We start from the raw sequence: 20418 nt of genomic DNA on the forward strand, positions 1-20418 counted from the left end.
TCGTGCCGGTTCGGGGGTGGACCGGGACCGAGCGTGTGCAGTGTCGGCGGTTACGCGAGGGTCACTCGGGTACGCCCCCGTCCGGGGCCGGGACGCCCCTGTTCAGGGCCGTTCCAGGACGGCCGTGACACCCTGCCCGCCGGCCGCGCAGATCGAGATCAGCCCGCGGCCGGGGGCGTCCCGCTCGGCGAGGAGCTTGGCGAGGGTGGCCACGATGCGGGCGCCGGTGGCGGCGAAGGGGTGGCCGGTGGCGAGCGAGGAACCGGCCACGTTCAGCCGGGACCGGTCGACGGGCGGCAGGCCGCGCTTCTCCCAGGCGGCCAGGGTGGCCAGCACCTGGGAGGCGAACGCCTCGTGCACCTCGATCAGGTCGAAGTCCCCGAGGTCCAGCCCGGCCCGCTCCAGCATGCGCGGGACGGCATGGGCGGGCGCCATCAGCAGGCCGTCCTCGCCGTCGGCGACGTCGCCGTGCACGAAGTCGACGGCGGCGGTCTCGTACGCGGTGAGGTGGGCCAGCGGCTCCAGACCGCGCTCCTCGGCCCACTCCTCGCTCGCCAGCAGGACGACGGCGGCGCCGTCGGTGAGCGGGGTCGAGTTGCCCGCCGTCATGGTGGGTCCGGGCCCGTCCAGGCCGAACACCGGCTTGAGCGTGGCGAGTTTCTCCACCGTGGAGCCGGGGCGCAGGTTCTGGTCGCGGGCCAGGCCGCGGAAGGGCACCACCAGGTCCTGGAAGAAGCCGCGTTCGTACGCGGCGGCGAGCCGCTGGTGGCTGGTCGCGGCCAGTTCGTCCTGGGCCTCGCGGGTGATGCCCCAGGCGCGGGCGGTGACAGCCGCGTGCTCGCCCATGGACAGCCCGGTGCGCGGTTCGGCGTTGCGCGGGATGTCGGGGACGAGGTGGCCGGGGCGCACCTTGGCGAGCGCCTTGAGGCGGGCGCCGAGCGACGTCGCGCGGCGCGCCTCCAACAACACCTTGCGCAGGGCGTCGTTGACGCCGAGGGGCGCGTCGCTCGCGGTGTCGGAGCCGCCGGCGACCGCGGCCTCGGTCTGGCCGAGAGCGATCTTGTTGGCGGCGGCGACGACCGCCTGGAGTCCGGTGCCGCAGGCCTGCTGGATGTCGTAGGCGGGGGTGCGGGGGTCGAGGCGGGAGCCGAGGACGGTCTCGCGGGCGAGGTTGAAGTCGCGGCTGTGCTTGAGGACCGCGCCGGCGACGAACTCGCCCACCGCGCCCGGCTCGTCGAGCCCGTACCGCTCGACGAGGCCGTCCAGGGCGGCGGTGAGCATCTCCTGGTTGGAGGCGGTGGCGTAGGGCCCGTCGGAGCGGGCGAACGGGACGCGGCTGCCGCCGATGACCGCGACGCGCCGGGCCGCCGCCGGTTTCAAGGTGCTCATCTCGACCTGCTCCTCCACCGTGACATAGGCTTACCTCCAGTAACCTTACTCCAGAGTAAGCACCAAGTGAGCCCCTCGTCCGCACACCTGGGAGTCCCCGATGGCCGACCGCTACCTGAGCTTCACCGGCACCGCGCCGGGCCGCTTCCTCACGCGCCGCCTGGGGCTGCCCCGGCCCGCCCCGCTGCGCCGCTGGTCACCGGAGCGCCCGGCACTGGACGGCGGGCTGCTCCACCTCACCGCGGGCGCCTCCCGCCTGGACCTCGCCCCCGTCCTCGCCCGCACCGGACCCGGCCCGGACAACGCCGGCCGGCCCGCCGCGGTCGTCCTGGACGCCACCGGGGTACGCACCGTCGAGGGCCTCGACGGGGTGCACGCCGCCCTGCACCCCGTCGTCCGGTCCGTCGCCGAGAGCGGCCGGATCGTCGTGCTCGGCGCCCCGCTCGACGCCGCCGACCACCACCAGGCCGCCGCCCAGCAGGCGCTGGAGGGGTTCACCCGCTCCCTCGGCAAGGAGATCGGCGGCGGCAGGACCGTCAACCTCGTCCGCCTCACCGACGCCCACGCCGCCGAGTCCACCCTGCGCTTCCTGCTCTCCCCCAAGTCCGCCTACGTCAGCGGCCAGGTCATCGCCGTCGGCGACCGGGAGAGCCCCGCCCCCGAGGACGCCGACCGCCCCCTGGCCGGCCGCACCGCCCTGGTCACCGGCGCCGCGCGGGGCATCGGCGAGGCCGTCGCCGGGACCCTGGCCCGGGACGGCGCCGAGGTGGTCGTCCTCGACGTCCCGCAGGCCGAGCAGGACGCCCGCCGGGTCGCCGAACGCATCGGCGGCAGCGTGCTGCTGCTCGACATGACCGCCGCCGACGCGGGCGCCCGCATCGCCGGGGCGCTCCCCGGCGGGCTGGACGTGCTCGTCCACAATGCGGGCGTCACCCGCGACCGCCGCCTGGTCAACATGCCGAAGGACCGCTGGAGTTCCGTGCTGGAGGTGAACCTGGCGAGCGTGCTGCGCACCACCGACGCGCTGCTGGAGGCCGGGGCGCTGCGCCGCGACGGCCGGATCGTCGCCACCGCCTCCATCGCGGGCATCGCCGGGAACGCCGGCCAGACCAACTACGGCGCGAGCAAGGCGGGTGTCACCGGCTTCGTCCGCGCCCTGGCGCCCCGGGCGCTCGCCGAGCACGGGGTGACGGTGAACGCGGTCGCGCCCGGCTTCATCGAGACGAAGATGACGGCCGCCGTCCCCCTCTTCATCCGGGAGGCCGGACGCCGGATGAACTCCCTCGCCCAGGGCGGCCTGCCCGTCGACGTCGCCGAGACCACCGCCTGGTTCGCCCACCCCGGCTCGGGCGCGGTCAACGGCCAGGTCGTGCGCGTCTGCGGCCAGAGCCTGCTGGGGGCGTGACCGCCGTGACAGCGACCCCGCCGGAGCAGGCCGAGGCCGTGCTCTCCCGCACCCCGTCCCTCCCCCCGCTGCTCGCCCGCGGCGCGATCCTGTCGCCCTTCCGGCGCCCGGACCCCGCCGCCGCGCACCCCCGCACCCGGCTGGTCCTTCCGGGCCTGCGCCCCGACCCCGCCAGGCTCGCCGCGTACGCGCGGGTGTGCGGCTTCCCGGCCACCGCGGACACCCTGCCGGTGACGTATCCGCACGTGCTGGGCTTCCCGCTGGCGATGCGGCTGATGAGCGCACGGGACTTCCCCCTCCCGCTGCTCGGCCTCGTGCACACGTCGATCGGCATCACCCGGCACCGCGCGACCCCGTCCACCGCCTGCTACGACCTCACCGTGCACGTCGACGGGCTGGCTCCGCACCGGCGCGGCACCGAGGCCGCCGTGGTCACGGAACTGCGCGCCGACGGCGGCCTCGTGTGGGAGTCGCGCAGCACCTACCTCGCCCGGCACCGCACCGCCGCCGCGCCCCCGAAGGAGCCGGCGCGGACGGAGGAGCCCGAGCTGCCCGCCGTCGAGGAGTGGCGGCTCCCCGGCGACCTGGGCCGCCGCTACGGCGCCGCGTCCGGCGACCGCAACCCGATCCACCTGCACCCGCTCACCGCACGCCTCTTCGGCTTCCCCCGCGCCATCGCGCACGGCATGTGGACCGTCGCCCGCTGCCTCGCCGCCCACGGCACCCCGGACGCGGCCGAGGTACGGGCCGGCTTCCGGGCGCCGGTGCTGCTGCCCGGCACGGTGACGTACGCGGCGCACGGCGGGCGGTTCGCCCTGCGCGGGAGCCGCGGCAGGGTTCACCTCACCGGTGAGGTACGCCCGCTCTGACGCCGGCCGCGTCATCCTGTGCGGGGCAAGGACGGCCAGACTCACCTCACCGGCGGGGCGACCGCGCTCCGGGCCTCCGGAGCGTCCCCGTCCCCGGTGTCGTCATCGAGTGGCGTCCAGTGGCGTCCGGCCATCAGGTCGCCCAGCCCGGCCCACGCGAAGTTCATCAGCGTCGTGGCCGCCTGCCGGGCGGTGACGCCGGGGGTGGCGTTGGCCCAGTCGGCGAGCGACTCGGCGGCTCCGACCAGCGCCTCCGCCAGCCCGGAGATCTCCGCCTCCCGCGGGTCGGGGTCCCGGTGGGCCTCCCGCGCGGCGGCCAGGATGAGCTGCGTCACGAACGCGACGATCTCCGCGCGCATCTCGGCCACCTCGGCGGCGAACACCTCACCGTGGGTGCGCGCCTGGAGGTGCAGCACCGCCCAGCCGTCGGGGTGCCGGGCGGTGTGCGTGAAGAACGCGGTCAGGCCCGACCAGAGCTGCCGGTCCGCCGGCAGCTCGGGCCGGGCCCCCGCGCGCACCGCCTCGGTGAGCGCCCTGGCCTCCCGCCGGATGCACGCGGTGAACAGGTCCTCCTTGGAGTTGAGGTACAGGTACACCAACGGCTTGGACACGCCCGCCAGTTCGGCGATCTCGTCCATCGACGCGGCCATGTACCCCCGGTGTCCGAAGGTGCGTACGGCTGCGTCCAGCATCTGCTGTTCACGGACCGCACGCGGCATCCGCTTCGTCTTCACGGCACCCATGGGACACAGCGTACGGTCCGCCGCTACCGCGGGTCGTGGCCACCGTCCTCGGCCGGCCGGACCGGACCGCCGGCCGGCGCCCGGTCGCCCGAGGTGAGCCGGGGCAGCAGCTGCGCGGTGAACAGCGTCGACAGCGCCGAGGTGTCGGTGCCGCCGTCGGTGCGCACCACCACCGGACGCGGCGCCTTCCCGGCCAGCCGGGAGCCCACCTCCAGCCGCCTGCGGGCCAGTTCGTACTGGAGCACCGCGCGGTTGTCCCGGTACGCCTGGGCGAGCGCCTGCTGGGCGCGGGCCTCGTTCTCGGCGGCGATGAGACCGCTGCGGCCGCGCGTCTCGATCTCGAAGCGCACCCGCTGGGCCTCGGTCTCCTGCCGCTCCAGCAGCTGGGCGACCTCCTCGCGGGCCCGGTTCAGCGCCGCCCGCACCTCGACGATCCGGGCGTCACGGATCTTCTTGGCCCGCTCGATGTCCATGCCCAGGCTGTCGATGCGGCGCTTGCGGATCAGGCCCCACTCCTGCTCGTAGGCGGTCCGCTCCTTGGCGACCTGCTCACGGGTGGCCAGGTGCTGCTGGTACTGCGCCGGCAGCTGCACGTCGGGGATGTTGCAGCCGGTGATCCGCACGCCGTAGCGGTCCAGCTGACGGTTGAGCAGGTCCTGCATGTCGGCGACGTCCGAGCCGCGCAGGTCGTAGGCGCGCTCGGTGCGCACCCTGCGGGCCCGCTGCCGGATCGCGTCCTGCACGGCGCTGGACAGCACCAGGTCGAAGTTGCCCGCGCCGATGGTGCGGACGAACAGCACCGCGTCGGTGATGCGGAACTTCAGGAAGAACTCGATCGAGCGCAGCGGCACGTTCTCCTGCGTGGGGCAGGCCATGACGGGCGCCGAGTACGGGATCTCGGTGGCCGTGTCGACGACGAAGTCGACCCGCGACCAGGGGTGCCACAGGTAGTGCCGGCCCGCGTCCAGGGTGCGCACGACGGCCCCGTACCGGGTGAGCACCCCGTGGGTGCCCTGCTCGATCTCGACGATCGAGGAGCGCCACCACCACAGGCCGCCGATCACCAGCAGCAGCACGCCGACGACGTAGGAGAAGGTGGCCAGCGCGCCGGCGGCCATGCCGCCGAGCCCGTCGGAGCCGGACTCCCGCAGCGTCAGCATCACGCCCGTCAGCAGGGCGTAGCCGCCGGCCCAGAACGGCAGCATCCACCACAGGCGGCGGCGGTGCTTGGGGATGATGACCGGCAGCAGGGTGCCGGCCTCGCCGCCGCGCAGCAGGCGGGCGATGTCGCCCCAGGGCGCGACGGCCTCGGAGATGACCGAACGACGGTGACTGCGGACGGAACTCACGGCTGGACCTCCTCGGCGGACCCGGACTCGTCGCCTGCTGCGGCACCCTCGGGCGCATCGTTCGTGACGCCCTCGGCGGGCTCGTCGGGCATCTGCGGCACGACGGTCGGCCGCTCGGCCTCCAGCAGCGCGGCGATCTCCTCCTCACGGGAGGCGATCCGCTCGGACACCTCCGCCAGCCGCTCCCGCACGGCGGCCATCTCCGCGTCGCCGAACAGCTCCGCGCCGCGCTCGCCGACCAGCTCGCGCGCCAGCTCCAGGAAGTCGATCCCGGCGGCCCCGTCGCCGTCGCCGCCGCCGATGCGCACCAGCCGGGGCAGATGGTCGGCGACCTGCTCCAGAGTGTCGAGCACCTGCTGCTGGTAGCGGTACTCCAGGATCTCCGGGGCCTGCGCGGCGGTCACCGCGCGGATGTCGAGGGCCTGCGCCTCCAGCAACGCCGCGTTGGCCTTGGCCTCCGACTCGGCCTGCACGTAGCGCTGGCGGGCGAGGGCCTCGGCGCGGTTGGTCTCGCGCTCCACGGCGGTGTCCATCTGCGCCTGGTACTGGGCGATGTCGGCCTGGATCGCGGACAGCGTCTCCTGGCTGGAGGCGAGCTCGCGGTTCAGGTCGCCCTCGTCCTGCTCCTTGCGCAACTGCAGCGCGTACTCGTGCGTGTACGCCTCCTTGGCCATGCGCACCATCTCGGGCGCGGCCAGGTCCATCCGGTAGCGGCGGTCCGCGGGCTCGGCGTGCGTGATGTTGGCGTTGGTCAGCTCCACGGCCGGGCGGAACTGCTGGTTGAGCTGCTCCAGCAGCCGCCCGCTGTCCTCGCCGACCATGTCGTAGATGCCGGCCGCCTCCTGCTCGTAGATCAGGCTGCGGATGGTCTCGCTGACCGCGTTGCCCAGCTTCTCCTCGAAGCCGCGCACCGCGCCGAGCGTGTAGACGAACTCCACCGGGTCGCTGATCCGGAACTGGATGAACAGGTCGATGGACGCCTTCACACCGCCCTTGGTGGGGGCCTCCCGCACCGGCGCGTTGAACGGGTACTCGCGGGTGGTGTTGACGATGTACGACACCCGCTTCCACGGACTGATCAGAGTGACCCGGCCCGGCCCGACGACCTTCTCCAGCTTGCCGAAGCGGGTGATCATCGCCTGGCACCCGTCCGGCACCATGACCAGACCCTGCCGCCACCACACGAACGCGACGGCGGCCACCGCGATCACCCAGTAGTGCAGCCCGAACAGCGGCTGGGTCGCGCTCCAGCCGCCGGCCGCGGACACGACCGACGTGCCGATCAGCCCGATCACCAGCAGCGACAGGACCGGCAGCATGGACAGCAGGGAACGGCCCTTGGGCATCACCATCGGGTAGATGGCGTGCACCGCCTCGCCGTCCTCCCGCAGCTGCTCGCTGCGGCTCAGCGCCTCGCCGGCCTCGTCCAGCGCCACGGTCTTCTGCCGCATCACGGTGTCGACGGAGCTGCCGTCCTGCTCCCGGGCGGCCGGGAAGTCGGCCGGGTCCATGCCCTCGCCCGTCTCGAACCGCTCGTCCTCGCCCGTGTCCCCGCGCGTGCCGGCCGACGGCGGCGTACCGCCGCCTCCGGTGCGGCGGTGCAGTTCCTCACGGGCCGCGGCGCGCGGATCCGCGCCGCCGATGACCGACTGTGCGACGTTGCGTAGGCTCTGCGCCCGCGTACGTGCCACGGGGTCCCCCTTCGCCTGTGGTGCCGTCCCCGCACTGGACCGCGGGGAATCGTGTGGTCCGGTGATCACACACCACGAAAGCGAACACGCGGAAGGGGCGCACCCCAGCAACGGTCACCCGTGTCTCGTTGCCGGAATGCGCCCCTCGGCGCGGTCGCGAAGCGTCAGGCCGCCGCGGTGACCGGACGGCGGTCCTCCGCCTCGGGGGCCTCGTCGACCGGGGAGGCGTGCACGGAGTCGTACGCCTGACGGTCGAGCAGGCCCTCACGGGCGGAGACGACGACCGGGACGAGCGCCTGGCCCGCGACGTTCGTCGCCGTGCGGATCATGTCCAGGATCGGGTCGATGGCGAGCAGCAGGCCCACGCCCTCCATCGGCAGGCCGAGGGTGGACAGGGTGAGGGTCAGCATGACCGTCGCGCCGGTGAGACCGGCCGTGGCGGCGGAGCCCACCACCGAGACGAACGCGATCAGCAGGTAGTCGCCGACGCCGAGCGGGACGTCGAAGATCTGCGCGACGAAGATCGCGGCGATGGCCGGGTAGATCGCGGCGCAGCCGTCCATCTTCGTGGTCGCGCCGAACGGCACGGCGAAGCTCGCGTACTCCTTGGGCACGCCCAGGCGCTCGGTGACCTTCTGGGTGAGCGGCATGGTGCCGACGGAGGAGCGGGAGACGAAGGCCAGCTGGATCGCGGGCCAGGCGCCCTTGAAGAACTGCACCGGGTTGACCTTGGCGACCGTCGCCAGCAGCGCCGGGTAGACGCCGAAGAGGACGATGAGGCAGCCGACGTAGATGTCGGCGGTGAAGGTGGCGTACTGGCCGATCAGGTCCCAGCCGTAGGTGGCGATGGCGTTGCCGATGAGGCCGACGGTGCCGATCGGGGCCAGGCGGATGACCCACCACAGGGCCTTCTGCAGCAGCTCCAGGACGGACTCGCTGAGGGTGAGGATCGGCTGGGCCTTCTCACCGAGCTGCAGGGCGGCGATGCCGGCCACGACGGCCATGAAGACGATCTGCAGCACGTTCAGCTCGGTGAACGGCGTGATCACGTCGGTCGGCACGATGCCGGTGAGGAAGTCGATCCAGGAGCCGGTCTTCTCCGGGGTGCCGCCGTCGGCCGGGGTGAGGCCGGTGCCCGCGCCGGGATCGGTGACCAGGCCGATGACCAGACCGATCGCCACCGCGATCAGCGAGGTGACCATGAACCACAGGAGGGTCCGCGAGGCCAGCCGGGCCGCGTTGTTGACCTTCCTGAGGTTGGTGACGGAGACGAGGATCGCGAAGAAGACCAGCGGGGCGACGGCCAGCTTCAGCAGGCCGATGAAGGTGCCGCCGACCTTCTCCAGGGTGGTGACCAGCCAGGACAGGTCCTGGCTGCGGGCGAGCCAGCCGAGCAGGACGCCCAGGGCGAGGCCGATGAGTATCTGGGCCCAGAAGGGCACGCGGACGGACCGCTTCAACTGCGTGTTCGAGGACACGGACATGCTCCGGTGAGGGGGACGCGTGAGGGATGTGACGAGGGACTCGGGGGTGGCGCGGCGTCAGGGCTGACAGTTCGCGGTGGTGACCCGGCAGAGATCCACGTGCAGGCGCGCCACGAGCGGAACACTCCGGGGCGTGGGGAACACGGCTGCTGACTTCACCCGACGACCGTAACACCTGAACTTTGAGAACCTCAAAGTCTTGCTTTGAAAGGCGTGACGACGAACACACGCATAGAACGCAAAGCGCCCCGGTATCCCTGGCGAGAGGGAGTCCGGGGCGCCGGCGTGCGGTGCGCGGGTGTGAGGGACGTTACGGCGTCATGGCGTCACGAGGTCTGCGCCTGGCCCGGGGCCTGGCCCTGGGCGCGGGCCGTGTCGTCGGCCGCGTCCTCCTGGGAGCGGTTGGCCTCCAGGTCGGCCTTGGCGCGCTGCATGCGGCGCACGATCCGCTCCGAGGCCCGGTCCCGTTCCTTGCGGAGCACGACGAGGCTGATCGGCGCGGAGATCAGCAGCGCGAGCAGCACGATCCACAGACCGTTGGAGTCGCCGAGACCGCGCGGCGCGAGACCCGAGTAGACGAGGGCCCAGACGACCACGAGGCAGCCCGCGAAGATCCCGAGGCGCATCAGCGTGTAGCGGAGCATCTCATCCACTCTTCCGTGCGTACGGTCAGAAACATCCCGTAAGGGGACGACGTCCAGTGAAGCACGACCGGCGGCCGATCTTTCAGCGGGGTGCGGGGGCGGTACGGGGCGGTGGGGGCCCGTACGGGCCTCACGCCAGTGTGAGCAGCATGATCACGTCGTCGCGGTCGTCGCCGGGCGCCACGCGGATCGCGCCCGGGACCCGGCCGACCTCCTTGTATCCGCAGGAGGCGTAGAAGTGCTCCAGGCCGAGCCCGCCGCGGCAGCCGAGGCGGATCGCCTGCACGCCGTCCATCGTGCGGGCGGTCCGCCCGGCCTCGGCGAGCAGGTCACGGCCGTAGCCCTTGCCCTGGTGGCGGGGGTGGACCATCACCGTGTAGAGCCAGATCCAGTGGGTCATCAGGGGGTGGTCGTTCCGGGTGAGGAACGCCGTCGCGGCGACCCGGCCCTCCTCGTCGTGCCCCACGACCAGCCGGGAGCGCCCCTGCGCCATGTCGGCGAACTGCCGCAGCAGGCCGGGGCGGATGTCCTCCCGCGTCACCGGCGGCACGTACCCGACGGCCCCGCCGGCGTTGGAGACGTCGGTCCAGAGGGTGAGGATGCCGTCACGGAGGGCGGGGGTGACGTCGGGGTCCACAGTGAAGGTAAGGGGCATTTTGAGATGCTAGCCCTTACCCCCGCAGGACCGCAGTCGAATTCCGGCGGCCACCGCCGCAGGGGTTGCGGCACCGACCCGGGTGCGGGTCGTCATGGGTTGCTCGCGCAGTTCCCCGCGCCCCTTCGGGGCGCGGTCACCGCAGCACCCCCAGGGGCGCGGGGAACTGCGCGACCGGCCCACCACTCCGCCGCGGACGGCGACGGCCGGAACCCCCTGACGGGAGTCAGACCCGCATCGGCTGGGGCGACTCGCGGCGGGCCGGGTCCGGGCCCTCGTACTCGCGGATGATCTCGTACCGGGTGTTCCGCTCCACGGGCCGGAACCCCGCGTCCCGGATCAGGTCCAGCAGATCCTCGCGCGTCAGCTTGTTCGGCGTGCCGAAGTTGTCCGCGTCATGCGTGATCTTGTACTCGACCACCGACCCGTCCATGTCGTCCGCACCGTGCTGCAGCGCCAGCTGCGCCGTCTGCACGCCGTGCATCACCCAGAACACCTTGACGTGCGGCACGTTGTCGAACAGCAGCCGTGACACCGCGAAGGTCTTCAGCGCCTCCGCCCCCGTCGCCATCTGCGTCCGCGCCTGCAGCCGGTTGCGGATCCTGCCGTCCTTCATGTCCACGAAGTCGTGCTGGTACCGCAGCGGGATGAAGACCTGGAAGCCGCCGGTCTCGTCCTGCAGCTCCCGCAGCCGCAGCACGTGGTCCACACGGTGGCGCGGCTCCTCGATGTGGCCGTAGAGCATGGTGCACGGGGTCTTCAGGCCCTTCTCGTGCGCCAGCCGGTGGATGCGGGACCAGTCCTCCCAGTGGGTGTCGTGGTCCACGATGTGCTGCCGGACCTCCCAGTCGAAGATCTCGGCGCCGCCGCCGGTGAGCGACTCGAGCCCCGCGTCGATGAGTTCGTCGAGGATCTCGCTCGCGCCGAGCCCCGAGATCGTCTCGAAGTGGTGGATCTCCGTGGCGGTGAACGCCTTCAGCGACACCTCCGGCAGCGCCGCCTTCAGCTCCCGCAGCGACCGCGGGTAGTAGCGCCACGGCAGGTTCGGGTGGAGCCCGTTGACGATGTGCAGCTCGGTGAGGTTTTCCGACCGCATCTCCTCGGCGAGCTTCACCGCCTCCTCGATGCGCATCGTGTACGCGTCCTTCTCCCCCGGCTTGCGCTGGAAGGAGCAGTACGCGCACGACGCCGTGCACACGTTGGTCATGTTGAGGTGGCGGTTGACGTTGAAGTGCACGACGTCGCCGTTGAGGCGCGTGCGCACCTCGTGCGCCAGTCCGCCCAGCCATGCCAGGTCGTCCGACTCGTAGAGCGCGATGCCGTCCTCGCGGGTCAGCCGCTCACCGGAGCGGACCTTCTCCTCCAGCTCGCGCTTGAGCCCGACGTCCATGCCGTTACCTCTTTCCGAAAGACCGACTCGCCCCACCGTACGCCCCGGTCAGCCGGCCTCCTCGGGCAGCTCACCCACGCGGTTCTCCCACTTGGTGGAGAGCACGATGGTGGTGCGGGTGCGGGAGACGCCCTTGGTGCCGGACAGCCGGCGGATGATGCTCTCCAGGCCGTCCACGTCGGTGGCGCGCACCTTGAGCATGAACGAGTCCTCGCCGGCGATGAACCAGCAGTCCTCGATCTCCTGGAGGTCCTTCAGCCGCTGGGCCACGTCCTCGTGGTCGGCGGCGTCGGAGAGGGAGATGCCGATGAGGGCGGTGACGCCGAGGCCGAGCGAGGCGGCGTCCACCGTGGCGCGGTAACCGGTGATGACGCCGGCCGCCTCCAGCCGGTTGATGCGGTCGGTGACGCTGGGTCCCGACAGACCGACGAGGCGCCCCAGCTCCGCGTACGAGGCCCGGCCGTTCTCCCGCAGGGCCTGGATGAGCTGCCTGTCCACCGCGTCCATCGAATCGATGCCTTCCACTGAAGAGGTACGGAGTTTCCGAGAGGTGGTGCCGTGTGGTGCGTCCGCGGTCCGGCGGGCGCACCGGGCCGCGGGGCGGGTGGATCAGCCGTCCGCGCGGGATCCGCCGCCCAGTTCGCCCTCCCAGCGGCGGTACAGGGTGTGGGGGACGCCCGCCGCGTCGAGCACGCGTCCGGCGACGAAGTCCACCAGGTCCTGGATGTGCGTCGCGCCCGCGTAGAAGGCCGGTGAGGCGGGCAGCACGGTCGCGCCCGCGTCGTCCAGCGTCACCAGGTGCCGCAGCGTCTGGCCGTTCAGCGGGGTCTCCCGCACGGCCACGACCAGCGGGCGGCCCTCCTTGAGGGTGACGCTCGCCGCCCGCTGCAGCAGGTCCTTGGACAGCCCGAGCGCCACTCCGGCGACGCTCGCCGTGGAGGCGGGCACGATCAGCATGCCCTTGCTCGGGTACGACCCCGAGGACGGTCCGGCCGCGAGGTCCCCGGCGGCCCAGTACCGTACGCCGTCGAGGTCGACGGAGAAGGTGTCCGGCTTTCCGTCCGCCCCCCGGGAGAGCCATTCCCGCAGGTCGTCACGCCAATGGGCGTCCCGGAAGGCGATCTTGGTCTCGTCCAGCAGGGTGAGCCGCGAGGCCCGGCTGACGACGAGGTCGACGCTCTCCCCCGCGGCGAGCAGCCCACGCAGCACGGCGGCGGCGTAGGGAGTGCCGGAGGCGCCCGAGACCCCTACGATCCAAGGCGATCGCCGCGTCTCTCCTGGCTTGGCTGGGTTCACGGGACCGAGCCTATCCAAAGTCGCAGGGCGGGAACCGGCCCAGGGGTGCCGGGCGTTCTACCCGACAACGGCCCGGCGTGGGGGTGGACGATGACGGACACGCGTCTCACATGGTCGCGCGGCGACCGGGTGCGGACCGCCGCCGTGCTGATGGCGGGCTGGGTGGCGCTGCTGTGGGTGCTCGAGGTGGTCGACGTGGCCACCGGGCACGCGCTGGACGGCTTCGGCGTCGTGCCGCGCACCCCGTCCGAGCTGGTGGACGTCGTCCCGTCCGCCTTCGTGCACTTCGGCTTCTCCCACGTGGCCGCCAACAGCGTGCCGCTGCTGGTGCTGGGCTTCCTCTCCGCGCTCGGCGGGATACGCCGGTTCCTCGTCGTGTGCGCGCTGATCGTCGTCGCGGACGGTCTGGGCGTGTGGCTGGTCTCCCCCGCGGACAGCAACACGGCGGGCGCCTCCGGCCTGGTCTTCGGCCTGTTCGGCTATCTGCTGGTGAGCGGCTTCGTCGAGCGCCGTCCGCTGGGCGTGCTGGTGGGTGTCCTGGTGGCCGCGGTCTGGGGCGGCTCGATTCTCGCGGGGATCGCCCCCACCCAGTCCGGCGTCAGCTGGCAGGGCCATCTGATCGGCCTGGCGGCAGGCGTGGCGGCGGCCTTCCTGCTCCGCCGCCGCCCCGCTGAACGCCGCGAGCCGGTCCTCTAGACGCGCCCGCTCACACGGTCAGCCCGCGCACCAGCAGGTCGAGGAGCGCGCAGACGAACAGGGCGATGCCGATGAAGCCGTTGACGCTGAAGAAGGCGCGGTTGACGCGGGTCAGGTCGTGCGGGCGGACGATGGTGTGCTCGTAGACGAAGGCGGCGGCCACGATCAGCAGGCCCAGCCAGAAGAAGGCGCCGGCGCCGGTGAGCACCGCGTACCAGACGAACAGGGCCGTCGTCACGGTGTGGCAGGCGCGGGCGCCCCAGATCGCCGCGGGGACGCCGAAGCGGGCCGGGACGGACCTCACGCCGATCTCCCGGTCGGTCTCGACGTCCTGGCAGGCGTAGATCAGGTCGAAGCCGCCGATCCAGATGCCGACCGCGAGGCCGAGGACGACCGCGTCCCAGGACCACGACCCGGTGATCGCCAGCCAGCCGCCGACCGGGCCCATCGCCTGCGCGAGACCGAGGACGGCCTGCGGGAAGTCGGTGAACCGCTTGCCGTACGGATACACCACCATCGGGATGACGGCGACGGGCGCGAGGGCCAGGCACAGCGGGTTGAGCAGGGCCGCCGCGCCGAGGAACACCGCGAGGGCGATCAGCGCGCCGGTCCAGGCGTGCTTGACCGACACCGCCCCGGTGACCAGCTCGCGGTGCGCGGTGCGCGGGTTCCGGGCGTCGATCTCGCGGTCGATGATGCGGTTGGCGGCCATCGCGAAGGTGCGCAGGCCCACCATCGCCAGCGTGACCAGCAGCAGCTTGCCCCAGTGGATGTTCCGGTCCCACTCGTGCATCGCGGTGAGCGCGGCGATGTAGGCGAAGGGCAGCGCGAACACCGAGTGCTCGATCATCACCAGGCGCAGGAAGGCCCTGGCGCGGCCCGGCTGCTGCGGGAGGGCGGCGGAGGCCGAGGTCACAGCCCGTACTCCTTCCAGCGGCGGTCGACCTTCGCGGCGGTCTCCGGGTCGGACTCGACCATGTCGGGCCAGCCGCCGTCGCGCGTGTATCCCTCCTCGGGCCACTTCCTCGTCGCGTCGATGCCCGCCTTGCCGCCCCAGAACTGCTGGTACGACGCGTGGTCGAGATGGTCGACGGGGCCCTCGACGACGGTGAGGTCGCGGGAGTAGTCGGTGTTGCCCAGCGCCCGCCAGGCGACCTCGTGCAGGTCGTGCACGTCGCAGTCGGAGTCGACGACCACGATCAGCTTGGTCAGCGACATCATGTGCGCGCCCCAGACGGCGTGCATCACCTTCTGCGCGTGCTTCGGGTACTTCTTGTCGATCGAGACGATCGCGCAGTTGTGGAAGCCGCCGGCCTCGGGCAGGTGGTAGTCCACGATGTCCGGGACGATGATCTTCAGCAGCGGCAGGAAGAAGCGCTCGGTGGCCCGGCCCAGGGGGCCGTCCTCCGTCGGCGGGCGGCCGACCACGATCGACTGGAGCAGCGGGCGCTTCCGCATCGTCACGCAGTCGATCGTCAGCGCGGGGAACGGTTCCTGCGGGGTGTAGAAGCCGGTGTGGTCGCCGAAGGGGCCCTCCGGCAGCATCTCGCCGGGCTCCAGCCAGCCCTCCAGGACGACCTCCGCGTGCGCGGGCACCTGGAGCGGGACCGTCCTGCAGTCCACCATCTCGATCCGCTTGCCCTGGAGGAACCCGGCGAACAGGTACTCGTCGATGTCGCCGGGCAGCGGCGCGGTGGAGGCGTACGTCACGGCGGGCGGGCAGCCGAAGGCGATGGCGACCGGCAGCCGCTCACCGCGCCGCGCGGCCACCTGGTAGTGGTTGCGGCTGTCCTTGTGGATCTGCCAGTGCATGCCGATGGTGCGCCTGTCGTGGCGCTGCAGCCGGTACAGGCCCAGGTTGCGGACGCCGTTCTCGGGGTGCTTGGTGTGGGTGAGCCCCAGGTTGAAGAAGGAGCCGCCGTCCTTGGGCCAGGTGAAGAGCGCCGGGAGCGACTCCAGGTCCACGTCGTCGCCGGTGAGCACGACCTCGTGCACGGGCGCGTCGGAGGACTTCACCTTCTTCGGCGGCACGTGCGTCATCGCGCCGAGCTTCCCGAACGCCTCGCGCACCCCGACGAAGCCGTGCGGCAGCTCGGGCTTGAGCAGCCCGCCGATCTTCTCCCCGATCTCCGCGTAGGACTTCAGGCCCAGCGCCTTCAGCAGCCGGCGGTCGGTGCCGAAGACGTTCATGGCGAGGGGCATCGCGGAGCCGCGCACGTTCTCGAAGAGCAGGGCGGGACCGCCGGCCTTGTTCACCCGGTCGACGATCTCACCGACCTCCAGATGCGGGTCGACCTCGGCCTTGATGCGCTTGAGGTCTCCCTCGCGCTCCAGCGCCCTGAGCAGGGAGCGAAGATCGTCGTAAGCCATGGGGTCCAGTATCCCCGAGCGGCTACGCTGGACGGGTACCGCCCACCCCTTTCGCTGGAGAGGCCCATGCTTCGGGTGCTCATGTTCCTCGTGCCACTGGCCCTGAGCGTCTACGCGTTCATCGACTGCATCAGCACCAAGGACGAGGACATCCGGCACATGCCCAAGCCGTTGTGGGCGATCCTCGTGCTGTTGTTCCCGCTGGTCGGGTCGATCTCCTGGATCATCGCCGGCAAGAAGCGGCAGCCCGCCGGCGCGGGCGGTTCCGCCTGGGGCCGGGGCGGCGGCCGGCAGCAGTGGGTGGCGCCGGACGACAACCCGGACTTCCTGAAGTCGCTGGACGACGACAAGGACAAGGACGACAAGCCGGGGGACGGCGATCGCGGCGGGGCCGGCTGACCGCCTCCGCCCGCGTCGGCTCCCGGCCCGGCTCCGGGAGGCCGTGCCCGCGCGGCCCCGCACCGTGCTCGAGCCGCTCGGCCGGGCGTGTTCCAGGCGTCTGCCGGTCCTCGCGGGGATCACGGTGCCGCCCGGACCGGGACGCCGTGCGGACGATCCGGTACGTGCCGCCCGAGGCGCCCCGCGGACTCCACCGGGCCGCCGGCGCCCTTGCCGTCCGCGTCGGTCCCGGCACGCCGGGCCTCGCCCGGCGCCCGGCGTGACGGGTGAGGGCATCGGGGAGTGAACGCGGCGGAGGCCGCCCCGGACCGTGGTCCGGGGCGGCCTCCGCGCGGCGCGTGGCGGCTCGGCTCAGAAACCGGCCGCCTGGAGCACGCCCAGGCCGACGTCGGCGTAGGAGTGCTTGCCGGAGACGAAGATGTTGACGCCGTAGTAGTTGAACAGCCAGCAGCCGAAGGCGAGCAGGGCCAGGTAGGCGGCCTTGCGGCCCTTCCAGCCGGCGGTGGCGCGGGCGTGCAGGTAGCCGGCGTAGGCGACCCAGGTGATGAAGGACCAGGTCTCCTTGGGGTCCCAGCCCCAGTAGCGGCCCCACGCGTCGCCGGCCCAGATGGCGCCCGCGATGATCGTGAACGTCCACAGCGGGAACACGGCCGCGTTGACGCGGTAGGCGAACTTGTCCAGCGAGGCCGCCGCGGGCAGCCGCTCCAGGAACGACGTGGCGAAGCTGCCCGGCTTGCCGCCGTTCGCCAGCTTGTTCTCGTACGCGTCCTTGAAGAGGTACATGATCGTCGTGAACGCGCCGACGTAGAACACCGCGCCGCACAGGATCGCCGTGGAGACGTGGATGTAGAGCCAGTACGAGTGCAGGGCGGGAACCAGCTGGTCGCTCTCGGTGTACAGAACGGTGACGGCGAGACCGAGGTCGAGCAGGACCGACGTGGTGAGGAACAGGCCGAGCCAGCGCACGTTCTTCTTCAGCGCCAGCAGCAGGAGGTACACACCCACCGCGGTCGTGGAGAAGGTGATGTTGAACTCGTACATGTTGCCCCACGGCGCCCGCTCCACGGACAGCGCGCGGGTGAGCACCCCGCCGAACGCCAGCGCGAACGCGAGCACGGTGAGGGAGATGGCGATGCGTCCGTAGAGGTCGCCCTTCTCGTCGCCGCCGTGCGCCCCGGGTCCGTCGGGCACGTCCCGCGAGCCGGACGCGGCGCGGACCACGACCTTCGGCCGCTCCAGCACGGCGGTGCCGCCGCCCTGCCTCACGGTCACGGCCGGCGCCTGCCCCGTCGTCTTCTTCGGGGTGAGCGCGGCCGCCGTGCGGGCGACCTTGCTCCGGCTGCCGAGGAGCCACTCGGCGATGTACGCGAAGAAAGCGAGGGTGTAGACCGCCATCGCGGAGTAGATCAGCATGTTGCTGATCTCCGCGAGGTTCTCGTTGGTCGCGGCGGCGAGAGTCACTGCTGCTCAGCCCCTTCGGCAGGCACGGCTTGGGAGTCGGGGTCGGTGGACTTGGTTCTTCCGGATCCGTCGGGCGTTCCGGGGTCTTCGGGGGGCGTGCCGCCCTGGTCCGGTGTGCCCTTCGGCTCCGGTGCGTCGTCCGGTACGCCGGGCGCCCGGTCGTAGAGCATCCCGGCGAGGTCGCCGAGTTCCTCCGGCACCTTCGCGGACTCGCTGCGGCCGAGGCCCGCCATCTCGACGACGGTCACGCCGTCGTCGCCGCGCACCGCGCGCACCCACACCCGCCGGCGCTGGACGAACAGCGAGGCGGCCAGTCCGCCGATCGCCACGACGGCGCCGCCGAGCGCCCAGCCGCCGCCCGGCTCCTGGACGACCTGGAAGCCGGCCCACTCCTTGATGTCCTTCTCGAAGGTGATCGAGCCGGCGCCGCCGGGGAGCGTCATGGTCTCGCCGGGGAGGAGCAGCTTCTTCAGCAGCTCCCCGTCGGCGTCCTTGAACTCCTTCATCTTCGTCTTGTCCATCTGGTACACGCTCTGCGGAATGCCGGAGTCGGCCTTCAGGTCGCCGTGGTAGGCGTTGAGCGCGAGCACCGGATAGTCCAGCGCCGGGAACTGGGAGAGCATCGTGCCGCTCGCGGACCCGCCGAAGGTCGGCACGAAGAAGGCCTGGAAGCCGAGCTGCTCCTTCTCGCCCCGCGGGTTGCGGTAGCCGTCGAGGACCTTCACGACGCCGTTGGAGGTGACGTTGTTGTCCAGCGGCAGCAGCGGCACGGCGTCCTGGTAGACGATCTCGCCCTTGCCGTCGCGGACGGTCACGACGGGCGCGTAGCCGTGGCTGACGAGGTAGATCTTGGCGTCGCCGATCTCCAGCGGCTTGTTCACCTTGATGACGGCGCTCCTCTCCTCGCCGTCCGCGCCCTCGGTGTACGTCACCTCGGTCTCGTACGTGCGCGGGGTGCCCCGGTTGGGTCCGGTGCGCTCGTAGGTGCCGGTGAACTCCTCGACGTCGAAGCTGAACGGCTCCAGGTCGTCGTTGGTGAAGAGGCTGCCGGACCTGAAGTCGTCGTACTGGGTGAGCGTGTTGGAGAAGCCGTCGCCCTCGACGACGATCTTGTTGCCCTCGGACTTGAACAGCTGGCCCCAGGCGAAGGCGATCAGCATCACGATCAGCGCGAGGTGGAACGCCAGGTTGCCGAGCTCGCGCAGATAGCCCTTCTCGGCGGCGACGGCGTCGCCGACGGCATGGGCGCGGAAGCGGCGTTTCCTCAGCAGCGCGAGGGCGGCCTCGCGCACCTCCTCGGGGCCGGCCGAGGTGCGCCAGGTGGTGTACGCGGGCAGCCGGGTCAGCCGGCGGGGCGCGCCCGGCGGGCGGCCGCGGAGCTGGCCGACGAACTGCCAGGTGCGGGGCACGATGCAGCCGATGAGGGAGATGAACAGCAGGATGTAGATCGCGGAGAACCACACCGAGCTGTAGACGTTGAAGAGGCCGAGCTTGTCGTAGACCGGCGCGAGGACGTCGTGCTGCTCGCGGAAGTCGGCGACCCGCGTCTCGTCGATGCCGGTCTGCGGGATGAGCGAGCCGGGGATCGCGGCCAGCGACAGCAGCAGCAGGAGCAGCAGCGCCACCCGCATGGAGGTGAGCTGCCGCCAGAACCAGCGGGCCCAGCCGATGACGCCCAGGGCGGGCAGGTCGGGCGAGGGCGAGTCCTCCACCGGGGCGGTGGACAGCTGGGAGCCGGCGGCGCCCAGGTCCTGGTCGTCACCGGTCTTCGTGGTGTCGTCCGTCGTCGTGTCGCTCATCGGGTCAGATCCCCACCGTGAAGCCGTTGGACCAGGTCTGCATCTCCGCCACGAGGGTGTCCCACGCGCCGGTCAGCAGGAGCACGCCGGTCGCGATCATCATCGTGCCGCCGATGCGCAGCACCCAGACGTAGTGCCGCTTGACCCAGCCGAAGGCGCCGAGCGCCTTGCGGAAGGCCACGGCGGCCAGCACGAAGGGCACGCCCAGCCCCAGACAGTACGCGACGGTCAGCACCGCGCCCCGTCCGGCGCTCTCCTGCTGCGCGGACAGGGTGAGGACGGAGGCGAGGGTGGGCCCGATGCAGGGGGTCCAGCCGATGCCGAAGAGGGCGCCGAGCACGGGCGCGCCGACCAGGCCGGTGGCGGGGCGCTTGTGGAAGCGGAACTCCCGCTGGGTGAGCCAGGGCATCAGGCCCATGAAGAAGACGCCCATGAGGATCATGAAGACGCCGAGCACCTTGGACAGCACGCCCGACTGTTCCTGGAGCGTCTGCCCGAAGTAGCCGAAGAAGGCGCCGCCCGAGACGAACACGACGGTGAAGCCGAGCACGAACAGGGAGGCGCCGGCGACCATGCGGCCGCGCCGGGCCTCGGCCAGGTCGGTGCCGGAGACGCCGGTGACGTAGGAGAGGTAGCCGGGGACGAGCGGCAGGACGCAGGGGGAGAAGAAGGAGACCAGTCCGCCGAGCACGGCGATGGGCAGGGCCACCAGCAGGGCGCCGTTCAGCACCGTGCCGTTGTAGCCCGTCTCCGCGGCGAGCGTGTGCAGGGCCGTCAC

20 protein-coding genes are annotated in these 20418 nt (G+C 72.0%); 4 read left to right on the forward strand and 16 right to left on the reverse strand.

Translation table 11 applies throughout. The features are described 5' to 3' along the window. Positions 1–102 precede the first annotated feature (102 nt). Positions 103–1389 (reverse strand): acetyl-CoA C-acetyltransferase, encoded by a 1287-nt coding sequence (locus tag ACIQ8B_RS21090; RefSeq protein ID WP_403548690.1) that lies wholly within the window; start codon positions 1387–1389, stop codon positions 103–105. Positions 1390–1489: 100 nt separating this feature from the next. Between ACIQ8B_RS21090 and ACIQ8B_RS21095 the strand changes: the two genes are divergently transcribed. Then, positions 1490–2794: a 3-oxoacyl-ACP reductase gene (locus ACIQ8B_RS21095; protein ID WP_403548692.1), complete on the forward strand. Its 1305-nt coding sequence runs from the start codon at positions 1490–1492 to the stop codon at positions 2792–2794. Positions 2795–2799: 5 nt separating this feature from the next. Further along, complete coding sequence (locus tag ACIQ8B_RS21100; protein WP_290005858.1) at positions 2800–3663, forward strand: MaoC family dehydratase; 864 nt, start codon at positions 2800–2802, stop codon at positions 3661–3663. Positions 3664–3704: 41 nt separating this feature from the next. Here the strand turns inward: ACIQ8B_RS21100 and ACIQ8B_RS21105 are convergent, their stop codons facing one another. The 10 genes from ACIQ8B_RS21105 to ACIQ8B_RS21150 form a co-directional block, all read right to left on the reverse strand. Further along, on the reverse strand, positions 3705–4406 hold the full coding sequence (locus ACIQ8B_RS21105; protein WP_403548694.1) for a TetR/AcrR family transcriptional regulator: 702 nt from the start codon (positions 4404–4406) through the stop codon (positions 3705–3707). A 23-nt stretch (positions 4407–4429) separates the two neighbouring features. Then, on the reverse strand, positions 4430–5755 hold the full coding sequence (locus tag ACIQ8B_RS21110; protein ID WP_290005626.1) for an SPFH domain-containing protein: 1326 nt from the start codon (positions 5753–5755) through the stop codon (positions 4430–4432). Next, positions 5752–7446 (reverse strand): SPFH domain-containing protein, encoded by a 1695-nt coding sequence (locus ACIQ8B_RS21115; RefSeq protein WP_290005623.1) that lies wholly within the window; start codon positions 7444–7446, stop codon positions 5752–5754. Before ACIQ8B_RS21115 ends, ACIQ8B_RS21110 begins: the two co-directional genes overlap by 4 nt. Positions 7447–7610: 164 nt before the next feature. Further along, on the reverse strand, positions 7611–8930 hold the full coding sequence (locus ACIQ8B_RS21120; RefSeq protein ID WP_290005621.1) for a dicarboxylate/amino acid:cation symporter: 1320 nt from the start codon (positions 8928–8930) through the stop codon (positions 7611–7613). A 57-nt stretch (positions 8931–8987) separates the two neighbouring features. After that, positions 8988–9089: a putative leader peptide gene (locus ACIQ8B_RS21125; RefSeq protein WP_342210895.1), complete on the reverse strand. Its 102-nt coding sequence runs from the start codon at positions 9087–9089 to the stop codon at positions 8988–8990. 167 nt (positions 9090–9256) lie between these two features. Beyond that, positions 9257–9574: a DUF4229 domain-containing protein gene (locus ACIQ8B_RS21130; RefSeq protein ID WP_106413015.1), complete on the reverse strand. Its 318-nt coding sequence runs from the start codon at positions 9572–9574 to the stop codon at positions 9257–9259. Between the two features lie 130 nt (positions 9575–9704). After that, the gene (locus ACIQ8B_RS21135) at positions 9705–10229 is read right to left on the reverse strand and encodes a GNAT family N-acetyltransferase (RefSeq protein ID WP_290005619.1); all 525 of its coding nucleotides are present in this window, start codon (positions 10227–10229) and stop codon (positions 9705–9707) included. A 226-nt stretch (positions 10230–10455) separates the two neighbouring features. Further along, positions 10456–11619: an aminofutalosine synthase MqnE gene (mqnE, locus tag ACIQ8B_RS21140; protein WP_403548698.1), complete on the reverse strand. Its 1164-nt coding sequence runs from the start codon at positions 11617–11619 to the stop codon at positions 10456–10458. Positions 11620–11667: 48 nt separating this feature from the next. Beyond that, positions 11668–12126 carry an Lrp/AsnC family transcriptional regulator gene (locus ACIQ8B_RS21145; protein ID WP_290005615.1) on the reverse strand — a complete coding sequence of 153 codons (459 nt, stop codon included), beginning with the start codon at positions 12124–12126 and terminating at the stop codon, positions 11668–11670. 102 nt (positions 12127–12228) lie between these two features. Next, positions 12229–12915, reverse strand: coding sequence for a UbiX family flavin prenyltransferase (locus ACIQ8B_RS21150; protein WP_106413019.1), 687 nt, complete (start codon positions 12913–12915; stop codon positions 12229–12231). A 90-nt stretch (positions 12916–13005) separates the two neighbouring features. On the opposite strand from ACIQ8B_RS21150, the gene ACIQ8B_RS21155 reads away from it, so the two are divergent. After that, a complete protein-coding gene (locus ACIQ8B_RS21155) occupies positions 13006–13611 on the forward strand; it encodes a rhomboid family intramembrane serine protease (protein ID WP_290005613.1) in 606 nt (201 codons plus the stop codon). A gap of 10 nt (positions 13612–13621) precedes the next feature. Here the strand turns inward: ACIQ8B_RS21155 and mqnP are convergent, their stop codons facing one another. Together mqnP and ACIQ8B_RS21165 are read right to left on the reverse strand one after the other, a co-directional pair. Beyond that, entirely contained in the window at positions 13622–14527 is a 906-nt protein-coding gene (gene mqnP, locus ACIQ8B_RS21160) for a menaquinone biosynthesis prenyltransferase MqnP (protein WP_403548700.1), read from the reverse strand. Further along, positions 14524–15981, reverse strand: coding sequence for a menaquinone biosynthesis decarboxylase (locus ACIQ8B_RS21165; protein ID WP_403548701.1), 1458 nt, complete (start codon positions 15979–15981; stop codon positions 14524–14526). Before ACIQ8B_RS21165 ends, mqnP begins: the two co-directional genes overlap by 4 nt. Positions 15982–16047: 66 nt before the next feature. On the opposite strand from ACIQ8B_RS21165, the gene ACIQ8B_RS21170 reads away from it, so the two are divergent. Next, complete coding sequence (locus tag ACIQ8B_RS21170) at positions 16048–16380, forward strand: PLD nuclease N-terminal domain-containing protein (RefSeq protein WP_106413022.1); 333 nt, start codon at positions 16048–16050, stop codon at positions 16378–16380. Positions 16381–16731: 351 nt separating this feature from the next. Here ACIQ8B_RS21170 and ccsB read toward each other — a convergent pair whose 3' ends face one another. Genes ccsB through ACIQ8B_RS21185 form a run of 3 tightly spaced genes read right to left on the reverse strand, consistent with a single transcriptional unit; the run spans position 16732 to position 20418 of the window. Then, positions 16732–17841 carry a c-type cytochrome biogenesis protein CcsB gene (ccsB, locus tag ACIQ8B_RS21175; RefSeq protein ID WP_403548703.1) on the reverse strand — a complete coding sequence of 370 codons (1110 nt, stop codon included), beginning with the start codon at positions 17839–17841 and terminating at the stop codon, positions 16732–16734. Further along, positions 17838–19640 carry a cytochrome c biogenesis protein ResB gene (locus ACIQ8B_RS21180; RefSeq protein ID WP_403548705.1) on the reverse strand — a complete coding sequence of 601 codons (1803 nt, stop codon included), beginning with the start codon at positions 19638–19640 and terminating at the stop codon, positions 17838–17840. Before ACIQ8B_RS21180 ends, ccsB begins: the two co-directional genes overlap by 4 nt. Before the next feature lie 4 nt (positions 19641–19644). Next, positions 19645–20418 carry a cytochrome c biogenesis CcdA family protein gene (locus tag ACIQ8B_RS21185; protein WP_106413025.1) on the reverse strand — a complete coding sequence of 258 codons (774 nt, stop codon included), beginning with the start codon at positions 20416–20418 and terminating at the stop codon, positions 19645–19647.

This window comes from Streptomyces sp. NPDC096105 (genome assembly GCF_044763335.1).
Lineage (GTDB): Bacteria > Actinomycetota > Actinomycetes > Streptomycetales > Streptomycetaceae > Streptomyces.

Coding starts and splice junctions, on each gene's coding strand:
- ACIQ8B_RS21090 (WP_403548690.1), bottom strand. CDS start 1,389: ATGAGCACCTTGAAACCGGCGGCGGCCCGGCGCGTCGCGGTCATCGGC.
- ACIQ8B_RS21095 (WP_403548692.1), top strand. CDS start 1,490: ATGGCCGACCGCTACCTGAGCTTCACCGGCACCGCGCCGGGCCGCTTC.
- ACIQ8B_RS21105 (WP_403548694.1), bottom strand. CDS start 4,406: ATGGGTGCCGTGAAGACGAAGCGGATGCCGCGTGCGGTCCGTGAACAG.
- ACIQ8B_RS21120 (WP_290005621.1), bottom strand. CDS start 8,930: ATGTCCGTGTCCTCGAACACGCAGTTGAAGCGGTCCGTCCGCGTGCCC.
- ACIQ8B_RS21130 (WP_106413015.1), bottom strand. CDS start 9,574: ATGCTCCGCTACACGCTGATGCGCCTCGGGATCTTCGCGGGCTGCCTC.
- ACIQ8B_RS21135 (WP_290005619.1), bottom strand. CDS start 10,229: ATGCCCCTTACCTTCACTGTGGACCCCGACGTCACCCCCGCCCTCCGT.
- mqnE (WP_403548698.1), bottom strand. CDS start 11,619: ATGGACGTCGGGCTCAAGCGCGAGCTGGAGGAGAAGGTCCGCTCCGGT.
- ACIQ8B_RS21145 (WP_290005615.1), bottom strand. CDS start 12,126: ATGGACGCGGTGGACAGGCAGCTCATCCAGGCCCTGCGGGAGAACGGC.
- ACIQ8B_RS21155 (WP_290005613.1), top strand. CDS start 13,006: ATGACGGACACGCGTCTCACATGGTCGCGCGGCGACCGGGTGCGGACC.
- ACIQ8B_RS21165 (WP_403548701.1), bottom strand. CDS start 15,981: ATGGCTTACGACGATCTTCGCTCCCTGCTCAGGGCGCTGGAGCGCGAG.
- ACIQ8B_RS21170 (WP_106413022.1), top strand. CDS start 16,048: ATGCTTCGGGTGCTCATGTTCCTCGTGCCACTGGCCCTGAGCGTCTAC.
- ACIQ8B_RS21180 (WP_403548705.1), bottom strand. CDS start 19,640: ATGAGCGACACGACGACGGACGACACCACGAAGACCGGTGACGACCAG.